This window comes from Kocuria cellulosilytica, assembly GCF_040981245.1.
Taxonomy (GTDB): domain Bacteria; phylum Actinomycetota; class Actinomycetes; order Actinomycetales; family Micrococcaceae; genus Kocuria; species Kocuria cellulosilytica.
The window spans coordinates 44,825-58,799 of sequence record NZ_JAVFWZ010000014.1 but is presented as its reverse complement, the minus strand read 5'-3'; the positions used below and the strand labels follow the sequence as shown (position 1 = coordinate 58,799).

General features: G+C 74.5%; 15 protein-coding genes. 5 read left to right on the top strand and 10 right to left on the bottom strand.

From position 1 onward, the window contains the following. Positions 1-600: 600 nt before the first annotated feature. A complete protein-coding gene (locus tag RCG67_RS16195) occupies positions 601-939 on the top strand; it encodes a hypothetical protein (RefSeq protein ID WP_368827756.1) in 339 nt (112 codons plus the stop codon). A gap of 151 nt (positions 940-1,090) precedes the next feature. Here RCG67_RS16195 and RCG67_RS16190 read toward each other — a convergent pair whose 3' ends face one another. Together RCG67_RS16190 and RCG67_RS16185 are read right to left on the bottom strand one after the other, a co-directional pair. Then, the gene (locus tag RCG67_RS16190; protein ID WP_368827755.1) at positions 1,091-2,329 is read right to left on the bottom strand and encodes an acyl-CoA dehydrogenase family protein; all 1,239 of its coding nucleotides are present in this window, start codon (positions 2,327-2,329) and stop codon (positions 1,091-1,093) included. 46 nt (positions 2,330-2,375) lie between these two features. Then, on the bottom strand, positions 2,376-4,511 hold the full coding sequence (locus tag RCG67_RS16185) for a 3-hydroxyacyl-CoA dehydrogenase NAD-binding domain-containing protein (RefSeq protein WP_368827754.1): 2,136 nt from the start codon (positions 4,509-4,511) through the stop codon (positions 2,376-2,378). A 77-nt stretch (positions 4,512-4,588) separates the two neighbouring features. Here RCG67_RS16185 and RCG67_RS16180 point away from each other — a divergent pair, with 77 nt between their 5' ends. Continuing rightward, a complete protein-coding gene (locus RCG67_RS16180) occupies positions 4,589-5,188 on the top strand; it encodes a GNAT family N-acetyltransferase (RefSeq protein WP_368827752.1) in 600 nt (199 codons plus the stop codon). Positions 5,189-5,192: 4 nt separating this feature from the next. Here RCG67_RS16180 and RCG67_RS16175 read toward each other — a convergent pair whose 3' ends face one another. The 6 genes from RCG67_RS16175 to RCG67_RS16150 all read right to left on the bottom strand — a co-directional run bounded on the left by RCG67_RS16175 (position 5,193) and on the right by RCG67_RS16150 (position 8,830). Beyond that, positions 5,193-5,894, bottom strand: a complete 702-nt coding sequence (locus RCG67_RS16175; protein ID WP_368827750.1) for a TetR/AcrR family transcriptional regulator — start codon at positions 5,892-5,894, stop codon at positions 5,193-5,195. A 69-nt stretch (positions 5,895-5,963) separates the two neighbouring features. Continuing rightward, the gene (locus RCG67_RS16170) at positions 5,964-6,833 is read right to left on the bottom strand and encodes an SMP-30/gluconolactonase/LRE family protein (protein WP_368827748.1); all 870 of its coding nucleotides are present in this window, start codon (positions 6,831-6,833) and stop codon (positions 5,964-5,966) included. Position 6,834: 1 nt separating this feature from the next. Beyond that, the gene (locus RCG67_RS16165) at positions 6,835-7,038 is read right to left on the bottom strand and encodes a hypothetical protein (RefSeq protein ID WP_368827757.1); all 204 of its coding nucleotides are present in this window, start codon (positions 7,036-7,038) and stop codon (positions 6,835-6,837) included. Positions 7,039-7,079: 41 nt separating this feature from the next. Further along, the gene (locus RCG67_RS16160) at positions 7,080-7,913 is read right to left on the bottom strand and encodes a PhzF family phenazine biosynthesis protein (protein WP_368827746.1); all 834 of its coding nucleotides are present in this window, start codon (positions 7,911-7,913) and stop codon (positions 7,080-7,082) included. A gap of 4 nt (positions 7,914-7,917) precedes the next feature. Then, positions 7,918-8,115 carry a hypothetical protein gene (locus RCG67_RS16155; RefSeq protein WP_368827744.1) on the bottom strand — a complete coding sequence of 66 codons (198 nt, stop codon included), beginning with the start codon at positions 8,113-8,115 and terminating at the stop codon, positions 7,918-7,920. Between the two features lie 58 nt (positions 8,116-8,173). Then, a complete protein-coding gene (locus RCG67_RS16150; RefSeq protein WP_368827742.1) occupies positions 8,174-8,830 on the bottom strand; it encodes a DNA-3-methyladenine glycosylase I in 657 nt (218 codons plus the stop codon). 55 nt (positions 8,831-8,885) lie between these two features. Here RCG67_RS16150 and RCG67_RS16145 point away from each other — a divergent pair, with 55 nt between their 5' ends. Then, positions 8,886-10,139, top strand: a complete 1,254-nt coding sequence (locus tag RCG67_RS16145) for an MFS transporter (protein ID WP_368827741.1) — start codon at positions 8,886-8,888, stop codon at positions 10,137-10,139. Here the strand turns inward: RCG67_RS16145 and RCG67_RS16140 are convergent. Then, positions 10,136-10,534, bottom strand: coding sequence for a DUF4870 domain-containing protein (locus RCG67_RS16140; protein ID WP_368827739.1), 399 nt, complete (start codon positions 10,532-10,534; stop codon positions 10,136-10,138). The genes RCG67_RS16145 and RCG67_RS16140 overlap by 4 nt on opposite strands. Positions 10,535-10,778: 244 nt before the next feature. Here RCG67_RS16140 and RCG67_RS16135 point away from each other — a divergent pair, with 244 nt between their 5' ends. Further along, positions 10,779-11,594: a lysophospholipid acyltransferase family protein gene (locus RCG67_RS16135; RefSeq protein ID WP_368827737.1), complete on the top strand. Its 816-nt coding sequence runs from the start codon at positions 10,779-10,781 to the stop codon at positions 11,592-11,594. A gap of 19 nt (positions 11,595-11,613) precedes the next feature. Here the strand turns inward: RCG67_RS16135 and RCG67_RS16130 are convergent, their stop codons facing one another. Then, on the bottom strand, positions 11,614-12,828 hold the full coding sequence (locus tag RCG67_RS16130) for a PucR family transcriptional regulator (protein WP_058873192.1): 1,215 nt from the start codon (positions 12,826-12,828) through the stop codon (positions 11,614-11,616). A 94-nt stretch (positions 12,829-12,922) separates the two neighbouring features. On the opposite strand from RCG67_RS16130, the gene RCG67_RS16125 reads away from it, so the two are divergent. After that, positions 12,923-13,975, top strand: coding sequence for a ferredoxin reductase (locus tag RCG67_RS16125; protein WP_368827736.1), 1,053 nt, complete (start codon positions 12,923-12,925; stop codon positions 13,973-13,975).

Here is a 13,975-nt window from a genome sequence, read left to right as displayed (position 1 = left end):
CAACCCATCAACCGAAAAAACATTCGGTATCAACAAACATGGCACACTATTGAGTTCTCAAACAACAGACCAGCAACCAGGCACCACACCCGGAAACCGTGTTGGAATTCTTTTTCGCTGCGGTTCTTGCGATCTCTCGCTTTCCCCTCGGCGACCTCCTCAGCTTATCCGCATCTTCTCCGCTTTCCCAAATCGCTTTTCCACCGTTCAACGGTGCTGGCTCTTCGGAATGGAGAGTTCGTGGATCTGCCGGATTCGGCGCCGTGGACCGGGACGGTTTCCCGTCACTGCCCGAAACAGCTCCACCAGCGTACCGGACCCGTTCCCGGCCCACAAGCGGCTGGCCACCGCGCAGCGGTGATCGGTCGGGTGGTTCGAGGAGGTCGGTCCGCCGGATTCGGCGTTGCCGTCCGGGGCGATCTCTCGCGTCCCTTGCGGCGACTCGGAATACATTACACACGCCCCGGAGGGCCGTCAAAACCCGTGCTGGACCGGGTGGGGACCCGGCGTCGGGGCGGACGGGTGAGGGCGGCAGGAGCGGCGGGGGCGGCAGTGCGTAGGCTGATGGAACACCGATGCCCCGACCCGAAAGGACAGCAGATGAGCACCTCACCGGAAGAGCTGCCGGAGACCCCCGACACCTACGAGGGCGCCGCCGAGGTCGATCCCGAGCACTGGCGCGAGGATCCGCTGGTCGAGGACGCGGAGGCCGGCGTGCCGGACGAGCGCGTGGACCCCGAGCACCCCGAGGTCCCCTCGGAGCAGGAGCTGCGGGACGAGACGGCGGAGGGCCGCTACGAGGCGGGGGACGAGCAGGTCCCGCCCGAGGAGCCCGCGATGGGCGAGGCGATCGCGGACCTCGACGTTCCCGAGGACCCCGCGTTCGAGGACGAGATCGACCCGAGCAACGACTCCTTCCACGGCGGCGCGGATCTCTGAGCGTCCCCCGAGGAAGAGCACGACGGCGCCCCTGCCTGCAGGGGCGCCGTCGTCGTTCCGGGCCCCGGGACGCCCCTGCGCCCGAGGGCCGGGCCCCGGGACGCCCCTGCGCCCGAGGGCCGGGCCTCGGGCCGGCCGGGGTCGCGACAGCTCAGGCGAAGGCGGAGATGCCGGTGATGCTGCGCCCGACGATCAGGGCCTGCACCGTCTCGGTGCCCTCGTAGGTGTGCAGGGCCTCGATGTCTGCGAAGTGGCGGGCCACGCGGTTCTCGATCAGGATGCCGTTGCCGCCCAGGAGGTCCCGGGCGTTGGCCGCGATCGAGCGGGCGGTGCGCGTGGAGGTGTACTTCGCCAGCGACGCCTGCTCGGCGGTGAGCTTCCCGGCCTCCTCCCGCTCGGTCATCCGCGCCACGAGCAGCTGGATCTGGGTCAGCTCGCTGAGCATCCGGGCCAGGCGCTCCTGGACGATCTGCGAGGCGGCCAGCGGCCGGCCGAACTGCACGCGCTGCTTGGCGTACTGCACGGCGGTCTCGTAGCAGGCCTGGGCGTGGCCCACCGCGCCCCAGGCCACGCTGATCCGGGTGGCGAACAGGACGTCGGCGGTGTTCTTGAAGGACCGTGCCGCCGGCAGCGCGTTCTCCTCGGGCACGAAGACGCCGTCGAACCGCAGGTGCGCCTGGTGGATGGCGCGCAGGGCGAGCTTCCCGCGGATGGTCGTGCCGGTGTAGCCCTCGCTCTCCTGCGGGACCACGAAGCCGCGGACCTGGCCGTCCTCGTCGGAGCGGGCCCACACCACGGTGATCCCGCCCATCGAGCCGTTGCCGATCCACTTCTTCTCGCCGTTGAGCACCCAGCCGCCGTCCACCGGGGTGGCCCGGGTCTCGAGGCTCACCGAGTCCGAGCCGTGGGTGGGCTCCGTGAGGGCGAACGCGCCGAGGAGCTCGCCCGTGGCCATCCGCGGGAGCCAGCGCCGGCGCTGCTCCTCGGAGCCGCACATCGCGATCGAGCGCATCGCGAGCCCGCCCTGGACGCCGGAGACGGTCGCGATGGACCCGTCGCCCCGGGAGAGCTCCATGCTGACCAGGCCCGCGGCGGTCTTGGACATCTCCGCGTAGCCGTCGACGGCCACGCCGTCGCGCAGCAGGTCGAGCTCCCCGAGCCTGCGGACGAGGTCGAGGGAGTACTCCGAGCGGTCCCAGTGCTCGCCGATGACGGGCAGGAGGTCCTCCTGGACGAACCGGCGGGCGCGCATCCAGTGCTCCCGGTCGGTGTCGGAGACCGCGTCGAAGGCCCCGGCGACATCGGTGTCGAGGGCCTCGTCGAGGACGTAGTCGGGCTCCACGGTGCCGGCGGGGAACAGGTTCGCGCCGGTCTCGGGGGTGGCGGTCATGGAAGGATCCTTCGTTCGGTGTGCGGGCAGGACGTCGGGGTCGGGCTCAGCGCCCGTGGAAGGGCCGGCCGAGGACGCGCTCGGAGGCGCCCGTGCGGTCGAGGTACGGGGTGATCCCGCCCAGGTGGAAGGGATAGTTGGCGCCGAGGACCATGCACAGGTCCACGTCCTCGGGCCCGGCGACGACGCCCTCGGCCAGCATGGCGCCGATCTCCTCGGCCAGGGCGTCCTGGATCCGCACGAGCAGCTCCTCCGGCGAGGCCGGAGCGCCCGGGGCGCCGGCGGGACGCCGCGTCCGGGTCCGCTCGAGCAGCCGGGCGGCGTCCACCGCGAGGTAGCCGTCCGCGCCCGTCTCCGGGGCCTGCTCGGTGGGCAGCACGTGGGTCAGGCCCGCCTCGACCACCGCGTCCATCCACGGGGACCGCGCGAAGCGCTCGGGATAGGCCCGGTGCATGGTCTCGTCCACGTGGTGCAGCACGGCCGGGCCCACGAAGTCGAGCAGCCGCAGCGGGGTCATGGGCAGGCCCATCGGATCGGGGGCGTGGTCGGCGGCCGCCACGTCGGTGCCCGCGTCGATCGCCTGGACGACCACGTCGAACAGCCGGGTCAGCACCCGGTTGACCACGAAGCCCGGGGCGTCCTGGACGCGCACCGCCGTGCGGCGCAGCACCGCGGCGAGCTCGAACGCGGTCGCGAGGGCCGTGTCACCGGTCCGCCGCCCGGCGACGACCTCCAGGAGCGGAGTGACCTCCACGGGGTTGAAGACGTGGAAGCCGACCACCCGCTCGGGGTGCCGGAGGTCCTCCGCCATGGCGGTGACGGACAGGGAGCTCGTGTTCGTCGCGAGGATCGCGTCCGGCCGCACCACCTCCTCCCACCGGGCGAGGACCTTCTTCTTCACGTCGAGGTCCTCGAAGACGGCCTCGATCACGAAGTCCGCGTCGGCGAGGTCCTCCGGCCCGCTCGCCCCCGTGACGAGGGCGGACAGCTGCTCGGCCTGCTCCGCGCTGATCCTGCCCCTGGCCGCCTGGGCGGCGAAGCGCTCCCGGGTCCGGGCCACGCCGGCGGCGAGCCGTTCGTCGTCGAGGTCGGTCATGACCACGGGGATCCGGGCTCCGCCCGCGATGAGGGAGGCGAGCTGGCCGGCCATCAGGCCGGCGCCGATCACGGCGGCCTTGCGCACGGGCACGGGGTCGGCCGCGGGCACGTCCGCGGCCTGCCGGGACCGTGCCGAGACGAGCTCGAACGCGTAGAGGGAGGCCTTCGCCACGTCCCCGCGGACCAGCTCGGCGAAGGCGGCCACGGCCTTCGCCCCGTTCTCGGTGCGGGTCTCGGTGCGGGCGGCGGCCACCAGGTCGATCGCCACGAGCGGGGCCGGAGCCGCGCCGTGCCAGGTGCGCTCGGCACGGACCCGGGCCTGCTCCACGGCCTCGTGCCACTCCTGCTCGCCGGTGCCGCCGGGGGCGCCCGCACGGCGGCGGGGCTCTCCCGCGTCGAGCGCGGCGAGCGTGCCGGCGACCCACCCCTGCCAGGCGGAGTCCCACTCCCCGGTCCCCGGAGCCGCGTCGAGCACGACGTCCACGAGGCCCAGCTCGAGGGCCTCCGCCGCCTTGGCGTTCCGGCCCCGCAGGGAGTCGAACACGATGACGCGCAGCGCCGCGGCCGGGCCGATCAGGTGCGGGAGCAGGTGCACGCCGCCCCAGCCCGGGAAGAAGCCGAGCCGGCACTCCGGCAGCCCGAGCGGACCGGTGCGCGGATGGGCGGCGCGGTAGTCCGTGTGCAGGGCGAGCTCGAGCCCTCCGCCCAGGGCCTGCCCCGTGAGCAGGGAGAACGTGGGCACGCTCGCGTCGGCCAGGACGCCGAAGGCCTCGTGGCCGAGTCCCACGTACCGGTCGGAGACGCCGCTGAGCTGGGCGTGGCGGATCTCCTTGAGGTTGGCCCCCGCGCCGAAGGACCGGGCGTTGCCGGTGACCACGATCGCCTCGACCGCCGACTGGTCGATGGAGCCCAGGACGTCCCGGAGCTGCTCCAGGGCCGCGGAGCCCCAGATGATCAGCCCGCCCGGCGGGGTGGAGTCCAGCCGCACGAGGGCGACGGGGACGGACCGGCCGGGCAGGACCAGCTGCTCGACGTCCACCGTGACGGTGGAGGGGAAGGACGGGGCGGGCGCGGCGGGTGCCATGGGCGGACTCCTGACGAACGGTGTGATCGCCACCACTCTGACTGATACTCAGTCTCAGGTCAAGGAATCGAGTCTCAGTGTCTCCGTGCGGAGTCCGCGCCCGGGGCGCCGAGGCCGTATTCTGGCCGGTGATGATCGACGTGCTGCCCCCAGAGACCGAACGCCTCGCGTTCCGCCGCTTCGACGCCGCGGACCTCGACCCCATGCACTCCTACCAGAGCCGCGAGGACTACGCGCAGTACGCGTGGCGCGGCCCGCGCACGCGCGAGGAGTGCGAGCGCGCGCTGGCCGAGAACAGCGGCATGCGCCCCTGGAGCCGGGACGGCGACCACGTCCGCTTCGCCGTCTCCCCCAAGGGGTCGCGGGAGCTGGCGGGCGAGGTCGTGCTGACCCTCACGGACGCGGCCGCCGCGCAGGTCGAGATCGGCTGGGTGGTCCATCCCGACCACGCGGGCCGGGGCATCGCCTCCGAGGCCGCCCGGGCCGCGATCGAGTTCGCGTTCGCCGAGCTGGGGGCGCACCGGGTCTGCGCGAGCCTGGATGCCCTCAACGTGAGCTCCGCCAAGGTCTGCGAGCGCATCGGCATGCGCCTGGAGGCGACCCTGCGCGAGAGCCACCACCAGCTGGGCGAGTGGCGCGACGAGCTGATCTACGCGATCCTCGCCGACGAGGTCTGAGCCCTCAGCCGAGGGCCTCCCGCACGGACGCCAGGACCTGCTCCGTGTCCGCGCCGGGGTCCAGGACGGTGACGACGACGGCGGGGCGCGTCCCGGCCGCCGCCGGCCGCGCGGCGCCGCCGGCCTCGTAGCCGGAGAGCAGCGTGCGCGCGAGCCGCTCGAGCTGGGCCGCCAGCTCGGCCGAGGGGTCACTGTCCGGGGCGCGCAGCCAGGCCCGCAGGGCGGCGTTGTGCACCGCCACCGCGGCCGCGGACAGCGCCGTGGCCAGGGTGGCCCGTCCCGGGGAGTCCGGCAGCGCCGAGCGCAGGTAGCGCTGCAGGACCCGTTCGTAGCGGTGGGACGTGATGAGCTCCCGGTCCCGCAGCTGGGGGACCTGCCGCAGCAGGGCGTTGCGGGCCAGGGCGCGCTCGCGGTGGTCGAGGTGGTGGCGGAAGACGAGCAGCACGCCGTCCCGCAGCGCGGCGGCCGGATCGGCGTCCGGGTCGCCGGCCGCGCGGGCCAGCAGCTGCTCGAGCTGCTCGAGGTTCGCGGCGTGGTCCGCGAAGACGATGTCCTCCTTGGACCCGTACTTGCGGAAGAACGTGGCCCGGCTGATCCCCGCGGCCAGCGCGAGCCGGTCCACGGTCGTGGCCTCCCAGCCCTGTTCCGCGAGCAGCCGGATGGAGGCGGTGACGACGTCCGTGGTCGCCCGGGGGGTCTCGGTCATGGGTGTCCTCCTCGCGTCGATCGTAGACCGGCGGGTGCGGAGCCGGGCCGGGACCCCCGGCGGGGTCCGTCAGCCCGCGAAGGGCAGGACGGGCAGGCCGGGGACGCCCACCCGGACGGCGAACAGGGAGCCGGCGGCCGGGTCCTCGTCGGCGGCGAGGTTCTCCCGGGACGTGGTGACGTAGAGGGTGCGCAGGTCCTCCCCGCCCAGGCAGCAGGCGGTGGTCTGGCGCGCACCGACCTCCACGACGGTGTCCAGGGAACCGTCGGCCGTGTAGCGGTGCACCTGGCCGGCGCCGTGCAGCGCCACCCACACCGCGCCCTCGGAGTCGACGGTCAGCCCGTCGGGGTGGACGTCCCCCGCCTCGAGCTCGGGCACCACGAAGGTGCGGCGGCCGTGCAGCCCCGCGGCCTCCGACCAGTCGAGGACGTCGACCTTCCCGGTGGGCGTGTCGTTGTAGTAGGCCCGGGTGCCGTCCGGGGACCAGGCGATGCCGTTGGAGACGGTGACGTCCTCCAGGACCGGCTCCCACCGCAGGTCCGGGGCCACGCGGTAGAGCGTGGCCGCCCCCTCGGCCTGGTCCCAGGCCATGGACCCGACGTAGAAGCAGCCGTCCGGGCCGACCCCGCCCTCGTTCATCCGCACCGCCCCGGGCTCCCAGAGCAGCTCGGCCGGGCGGACGGTCCCGTCCGGATCCTCGAGGGCCACCCCCGTCTCGAGCGCGAGCACCGCGCCCCCGGTCGCGCGCGGGCGCACACAGGCCACGACGTCCCCGACGTGCTTGCGGAGCACCTCGCCGTCCGCGCCGAAGGACAGGACGTCCCCCGCGAGCATGTCGACCCAGCGCAGCCCGCCCCAGGACGCGGACCAGCACGGCCCCTCGCCGTGGTAGGTGACGGAGTCGGTGATCCGTTCGGCGCTCAGCCGCCGCACCGTCATCTCAGCGCCCCGTGCCGCGCGCCGCGCGCCGGTGGCCGTGCCCGCCGGCGGCGGGGGCGGCCCCCTCGTCGCCGGACCGGCGGAGCAGGCTCCCGCCGAACAGGGTGCCGTCGATCAGGGTGCCGTCGATCAGGGTGCCGTCGGCGTGGAGGTCCTCCGGCCTGACCCGCTTGCGGGTGCGGAAGGTGATGTCCTGGGTCGTCATGCCCCCACGATACTGAGGGCGGGCGCCACGCGGGCCGTCGCCTACAGCTCCACGGTGCCGCGGACCACCGGGCTGACGTGCCCGCCGACCCAGACGGTCTCCGCGTCCCGCTCCAGCAGCACGCGCCCGGTGCGCCCGAGGACCGTTCCCTGGGCGGCGACGTAGCGGTCCGGGGCCCACCCGTGGTCGGTCAGCCACCGGGCCAGGCCCGCGTTGAGGCTGCCCGTGACCGGGTCCTCCACGACCCAGTCGCCCACGAACGCCCGGACCTCGACCGCGCACTCCGCGTCCTCCGGGTGGGGTCCGACCACGCCGAGCTTGAGCCCCGCCATGGCCGACCAGTCCGCGCGGACCCCCAGGACGGTCTCGGCGTCGGCCACGCGCACGCCGATCCAGCCGGGACCGTTGTCGAGCCAGGACACGTCCAGCACCGCGGAGGGGTCCAGGCGCAGGGACCGCGCCACCCGGTCCAGCAGCGCGGGCTCGGCCACGGGTTCGTAGCGCAGCAGGGGCGGGGCCGCGAAGGAGAGCCCGTCCGCCCGGCGCCGCACGCTCACGAGCCCGGCCCCGCACTCCTGCACGACGTCCTCGCCCGCGGGCTCCCCGCCGAGGGCGAGCCAGGCGGAGGCCGTCCCGAGCGTGGGGTGGCCCGCGAACGGGAGCTCCCCGCCGGGCGTGAAGATCCGCACGCGGTAGTCGGCGCCCGGGACGGTGGGCTCGAGCAGGAACGTGGTCTCGGAGAGGTTGGTCCAGCGGGCGAAGCGCGCCATCGTGTCCTCGTCCAGGCCGTCGGCCGCGTGCACCACGGCGAGCGGGTTGCCGCCCAGCGGCGCGGCCGAGAAGACGTCCACCCAGCTGATCGCGTGGCTCGTCACGGTCTCAGAGCACCGGCCCGCGCGAGTTCTTCCGGGCGGGCCGGGTCCGTCCCGCCCGCCGGGCGCCCCGCGCGGGGGCCTCGCCGCGCTCCGCCGCCCGGTCCTGCCGGAGCCTGCGCACCACCATGCCGACCAGGACGGAGCCCACGGTGCTCAGCACCAGGGGCAGCACCGCGCTGCGCTGCTCACTGTTGTCGTACACGGCCGGGCCTCCTGCCGGAAGGCGACGCGGGGCGTCGTCGGGTTCGGTGCCAGGAATCCTACGCACCGTCCGGCGCGTCCGGCCACACCCCGGAGCTGCCGCGGCGGTGGCTGCCCACCAGGTGGGTGTCCACGATCCCGACCGCCTCCATGAGCGCGTGCATCGTGGTCGGCCCCACGAAGCGGAACCCGCGCGCCCGCAGGGCCCGGGACAGGGCCTCGGACTCCGGCGAGCGGGTCGGGACCTCCTCCGCCGTGCGCGGACGCGGGGTGCGTGCCGGGCGGAACGACCACACCAGCTCGGCCAGCCCGCCCTCCGCGCGCAGGGCCACGGTGGCGCGGGCGTTGCCGACGGCGGCCTCGATCTTGCCCCGGTGGCGCACGATCCCGGCGTCGCCCAGGAGCCGGTCGACGTCGGCCGGCCCGAAGCCGGCGACCGTGTCCGGGTCGAAGTCGGCGAAAGCGGCGCGGAAGGCGGGCCGCTTGCGCAGGATCGTGGCCCAGGACAGCCCGGACTGGAAGCCCTCGAGGCAGATCCGCTCGTAGAGCCCCCGCTCGTCCCGCACGGGGACACCCCACTCGGTGTCGTAGTAGGCGCGCAGCAGGGGGTCCGACGCCGCCCAGACGGGGCGGGCGAGGCCGTCCTCGCCGCGCACGAGGCCGGTTCCGGCGCGGGGCCGGGCCGCAGGATCAGGCAGGGAGCTCATGCCGTGCATCGAACCACACCGCAGGCCCCGACACACACCGCCGGGTTACCCCCAGGGGTATAGGATGGCGGTCATGCACCCGACGAACTCCACCGTGGACCGGCGCGCCCTGCAACAGAGGGTGGTCCGCGTCCTGGCGCTCGGCCAGATCCTCGGCGGGCTGGGCGTCGGCGCCACCCTGGCCCTGGGCGCCCTCCTCGTCACCGAGGTCTCCGGCTCCTCGGCCTGGTCCGGCATGGCCGCGACCATGAACACCCTCGGCGCGGCCCTGCTCGCCGTCCCCCTCGCCCGGCTCGCCCAGGCCCGCGGCCGGCGGATCTCGCTGAGCACCGGGGCGTTCACCGCCATGGCCGGCGCCTCGATCACGATCGGCGCCGCCGTCCTGTCGAGCTTCCCCGTCCTGCTGGTGGGCCTGGCGCTGCTCGGCGCCGGCTCGGCCCTCAACCTGCAGTCCCGGTTCGCGGCGACCGACCTCGCCGCCGACGACACCCGGGCCCGGGACCTGTCCCTGGTGGTGTGGTCCACGACGATCGGCGCGGTGCTGGGCCCCAACCTCTTCGAGCCCGGCGAGCTGATCGGGCGGGCCCTGGGCCTGCCGGAGCTCACGGGCGGGTTCGTCATCGCCCTCGTGGCGCAGGCCTTCGGCGCCCTGGTCTACCTCACGGCGCTGCGGCCCGACCCGCTGCTGCTGGCCGTGGCCGACGGGGAGGCCGCGGGGAAGGACAAGCCCTCCCCCGCGGGCGGGCTGGCGGTGCTGCGGGCGTCGTCGCCCGCCCGCCGGGCCGTGCTCACCGTGGCGCTGAGCCACGCCGTGATGGTGGCGCTCATGTCCATGACGCCCGTGCACCTGACGATCCACGGGGCGTCGCTGAGCGTCGTCGGCCTGACCATCAGCCTGCACGTGGCCGGGATGTACGCCCTCGCCCCCGTGTTCGGCTGGCTCGCGGACCGGGCCGGGCGCCGCCCCACGGTGCTGCTCGGCCAGGTCCTGTTCGTGGCGTCCCTCGTGCTGTCCTGGTTCGGCTCGGCCTCCCCGGTGCTCGTGACGGTCAGCCTGGTGCTGCTCGGGCTCGGGTGGTCGGCCTCGACGGTCGCCGGCTCCACGCTCGTGGCCGAGGCCGTCCCGCCCGCCGAGCGGCCGAAGCTGCAGGGCGTCTCGGACCTGTTCATGAACCTCGCCGGCGCGACCGGGGGCGCGCTCGCCGGACCGGTGCTGGCGCTGATCGGCTTCGACGGTCTCAGCGCCGCGCTGCTCGTCCTCGTGGCGGTCGTGGTGCTCGCGCACCGGGCCGTGCCCGTCCCCGTCCGCCAGGACTAGTTCAGCACCGGCAGCTGGAGCGGGTAGCGGTACACCTCGCCCTTGTTGGCCTTCAGCACGGCCAGGACGTGGCACACGACCAGCAGCACCGCGGCGACGATCCAGAGCACGATCGCCACGGGGATCAGGATCACGGTGAACAAGCACACCCACGCGGCCACGTTGAGCAGCCACATGGACAGGTTGAAGTTGAACGACCCGGCCGAGGTGGCCCGCAGGAACGCGTTCTTCTCGCGGTAGACGAGCCAGACGACGAGAGGACCCACGAAGCCGAGCCACCCGACGGAGACCAGCGCACCGATCAGGCCGGACAAGTGGGTGAGGACCGCGATGGTGCGGTCGTCCCCCTGCGCCCGGTACTGCGGACGGGGTGCTGACGGTGGAAGGTAGGACATCGGGTTCTCCTGGTGGGCAGAGGCGGAACCGGTCGCGGCACCCGGTGCCGCGGGCGCCGGACCGGCGCGGTGCTGCCAGCGTATCGGGGCGGGACCCGCGCCCGGTATGGGGGATGACCGCACTCTGCGGCGGCGGCTGACCGCCGTTGCGCACGGCAGCGGCGCCCCCGCCCCGCCCTGGTCTACGATTCTCGGCAGACCGTTCCCGGCCCGCCCTCCGCGGGCCTGTTCCCGAGGGAGGCCCGTGGCCCTGCAGCTGCGCCCCAACAAGTACGCCTACCGGGCCATCGTGCTCGCCGGCCTGGCCGCCGTGAAGCTCTTCCGCGTGCCCCTGCTGGCCTCGGGCGAGGAGCACCTGCCCACCGACCAGGTGGTGCACGGGCTGGACCGGGAGGTCCGGCCCGGCCGGGGTGCCGTGGTGGCGGTGACCCACTTCGGCTACCTCGACTTCGTCTTCGCCCAGCTGGTGGTCTGGCGCCGGCTGCGGGCCCACTCCCGCTTCCTCATCACCCGCAAGCACACCGGCAGCGCCTTCGTCACCGCGGTGTGCCGGCTGTGCGACCACGTCGTCGTCGACCGCGCCGACGGCGCCCCGGCCTACGCCGAGGCCGTGGCGAAGCTGGCGCGCGGCGAGTTCCTCGCGGTGTTCCCCGAGGGCGGGGTCAGCCGCAGCTGGACGGTGCGCCCGCTGCGCACCGGCGCCGTGCGCATGGCCGCCGAGACCGGCGCCCCCGTCATCCCGGTGTCCGTGTGGGGCGGCCACCGGATGCTCACCCGGGGACGCGGAGGGCTCCGGCTGCGCGACGTGTGGCGCACACCGGTGCGCGTCCACGTCGGCCCGGTGCTGCGGGTGGCCCCGGGTGAGGACGTCCGCGTCGCGAGCGCGCGGCTGCGCTCCGTGCTGCAGGACGGGATCGACCGGTGCATCGCGGACTACCCCGTCACCCCCGAGCCCGGCGCGTGGTGGATGCCGGCGCACCTGGGCGGGAGCGCGATCACGGTCCAGGAGCAGATCGACTCCGACGCCCGGGAGCGGGAGGCCTACAAGCGGACCGGCTGAGCCCGCCGGGGCGCCCGGCTCAGCGGAACCCTGCGCGCAGGACCAGCTCGAGCTCGAAGCGGCTCTTGGGCTCGTGCAGGGCGTCCCCGAAGACCTCCCGCAGCTGGTTCACCCGGTAGCCGACCGTCTGCTCGTGGATGTTCAGCTCGGCGGCCATCGCCGCGCGCTGCCCGTGGTGCTCGAGCCAGCACAGGAGGGTGGTGGCCAGCCGCTCCCGCTGGCCGGGCTTGAGCTCGTCCAGCGGGGCGAGGCGCTGCGCGGCGAGGTCCTCGACCACGCTGCGCTCGCTGTGCAGGACGAGCTCCACGAGGTGCTCGGAGACCCACAGCGGCCCGGGGTCGGCAGGCTCCTCCCGCTGCAGCAGGTCCCGGGTCAGCACGGCCAGGCGCAGCGAGTCGGGGGCCGCGTACCAGGGCCGGCCCGGGCCGATCACCGCGCCGCGCCCGGTGAGGGCGCGCGCCAGCTCCTTGCGGCCGGTCGGGGAGGCGGGCTCGGGGACCACCGCCACGACGTCGCCGGGGCGGGACGTGAGCAGGGCGCGCTCCCCGAGGCGCGAGCGCAGCCCCACCCGCCGGTCGGCGGCCAGCGTCACCACGACCACCCGCTCGGGCACCGGCCACCCGGCGGCACTGGCCGCCGCGCGCACCGCGTCCTCCGCCACGTGGCCGCGCACCAGCATGTCCGCGAGCGCGTCCAGCAGCCGGTCCCGCTCCCCCGCCCGCTCGGACTGCTCCATGGCGTACCCCTCGGCGCTGGCCGCGGAGAGCTCCTCGATGTAGGCGAAGACGGACTCCGCGAGGCCGATCAGCACGGACGCCTCGAACCCGGCGTCCATGGCCACGCGGGAGAGGGAGCGCAGCGTGGTGCGCGCCCCGGAGCGGTAGGCCGCGAAGAGGGCGTCCATCGGACGGCCCTCCCGCACCTCGCCGCGGCCGAGCCCCTCGTAGACCCGCCGGTCGTCGCCCATCAGCGCCGTCTGCTGGGTGCCGGGCAGCTGCAGGAACCGGGTCAGGGCCACCTCGACCCCGCGGCGGATGCTGTCGCCGAACAGGCCCTCCATCGGCCGTGCGTAGACCGGGACGTCGAGCCGCACGGCGTCCAGGAGCTCCTCGGTCACCGCCGGCAGGTGCGGGACGAGGAGGGGCGTGAGCGCCGGCGGGAGGGACGTCCACGGCAGCTCCCGGTCCGCCCGGCGCGCCGGCTGCGCCTGCACCATGTGCTCCGCCTGCTCCATGTTTCCCCGCTTTCATGCCGGCACCACAAATTCTCTGCTGAAAGAGTACGCGACAGGACGAGAACTGCGGCCGGAATTGGGGCACAGTTATTAGGTGCCCCAACTGCGACTGTTCACCCGCCTGGCTTCGGCCTTCACCACCCCCCGCTCGCCCGAGGACTTCCTGCGGCTCGTCGACCCCCTCGCCAGCGCCCGCCAGCTGCGCGGCCTGGTGACCTCCGTGGTGCCCGAGACCGCGGACTCGGTGACGATCCGCTTCCGTCCCGGCCGGGGATGGAACGCGCACGAGGCCGGCCAGTGGGCCCGCATCGGCGTGGAGATCGACGGCGTGCGGCACTGGCGCTCCTACTCCCTCAGCACGGGGGCCGGTCAGGATCCCGCCATCACGGTGACGGCGATGGGCAAGGTCTCCACCGCCCTGGTCCGCGGGACCCGGCCCGGCGACGTCCTGTTCCTCGCCCCGCCCGAGGGCGACTTCGTCCTCCCCGAGAGCCCGCGTCCGCTGCTGATGCTCACCGCCGGCAGCGGGTTGACGCCGGTCATGTCCATGATCCGCACCCTCGTGCCCCGCCGGGCGGACGCCGACCTGGTGCTCGTGCACTCCTCGCGCTCCCCGGAGGAGTCCCTCTTCCGCGAGGAGCTGCTGGAGCTCACCGACCAGTTCCCGGGCTTCCGGCTCGTGCAGTGGTTCACCGGCGAGCGCGGCCGCCGCCTCGACCTCGAGGCCACCGCCGACCTCGACTCCGCGTGCCCCGACTGGCGCGACCGCGCCGCGTACGCCTGCGGGCCCGCCGACTTCCTCGACGCCGCCGAGGCGCTCTGGAACCGCGAGGAGGGCGAGCTGCGGGTCGAGCGCTTCGCCGCCGTGGTCGCCCCCGGCGCCGGCGGGGAGGGCGGGCGCGTGACGTTCGAGAAGTCCGACAAGGAGGTCGAGGCCGACAGCGGCACGACCCTCCTGGCCGCCGGCGAGGACGCCGGCCTGATGATGCGCAGCGGCTGCCGCATGGGCATCTGCCACGCCTGCGTGACCCCGCTGCTCTCCGGGCAGGTCCGCGACACCCGCACCGGTGAGGTGCACGGCGAGCCCGGACACCTCGTGCAGACCTGCGTGTCCACGGCCGCCGGCCCCGTCAGCCTCGACGCCTGA

Bases quoted from the DNA above. Each gene is read 5' to 3' on its own strand.
- RCG67_RS16195 (WP_368827756.1), top strand. From the start codon at position 601: ATGAGCACCTCACCGGAAGAGCTGCCGGAGACCCCCGACACCTACGAG.
- RCG67_RS16190 (WP_368827755.1), bottom strand. From the start codon at position 2,329: ATGACCGCCACCCCCGAGACCGGCGCGAACCTGTTCCCCGCCGGCACC.
- RCG67_RS16185 (WP_368827754.1), bottom strand. From the start codon at position 4,511: ATGGCACCCGCCGCGCCCGCCCCGTCCTTCCCCTCCACCGTCACGGTG.
- RCG67_RS16175 (WP_368827750.1), bottom strand. From the start codon at position 5,894: ATGACCGAGACCCCCCGGGCGACCACGGACGTCGTCACCGCCTCCATC.
- RCG67_RS16170 (WP_368827748.1), bottom strand. From the start codon at position 6,833: ATGACGGTGCGGCGGCTGAGCGCCGAACGGATCACCGACTCCGTCACC.
- RCG67_RS16165 (WP_368827757.1), bottom strand. From the start codon at position 7,038: ATGACGACCCAGGACATCACCTTCCGCACCCGCAAGCGGGTCAGGCCG.
- RCG67_RS16150 (WP_368827742.1), bottom strand. From the start codon at position 8,830: ATGCACGGCATGAGCTCCCTGCCTGATCCTGCGGCCCGGCCCCGCGCC.
- RCG67_RS16145 (WP_368827741.1), top strand. From the start codon at position 8,886: ATGGCGGTCATGCACCCGACGAACTCCACCGTGGACCGGCGCGCCCTG.
- RCG67_RS16140 (WP_368827739.1), bottom strand. From the start codon at position 10,534: ATGTCCTACCTTCCACCGTCAGCACCCCGTCCGCAGTACCGGGCGCAG.
- RCG67_RS16130 (WP_058873192.1), bottom strand. From the start codon at position 12,828: ATGGAGCAGGCGGAGCACATGGTGCAGGCGCAGCCGGCGCGCCGGGCG.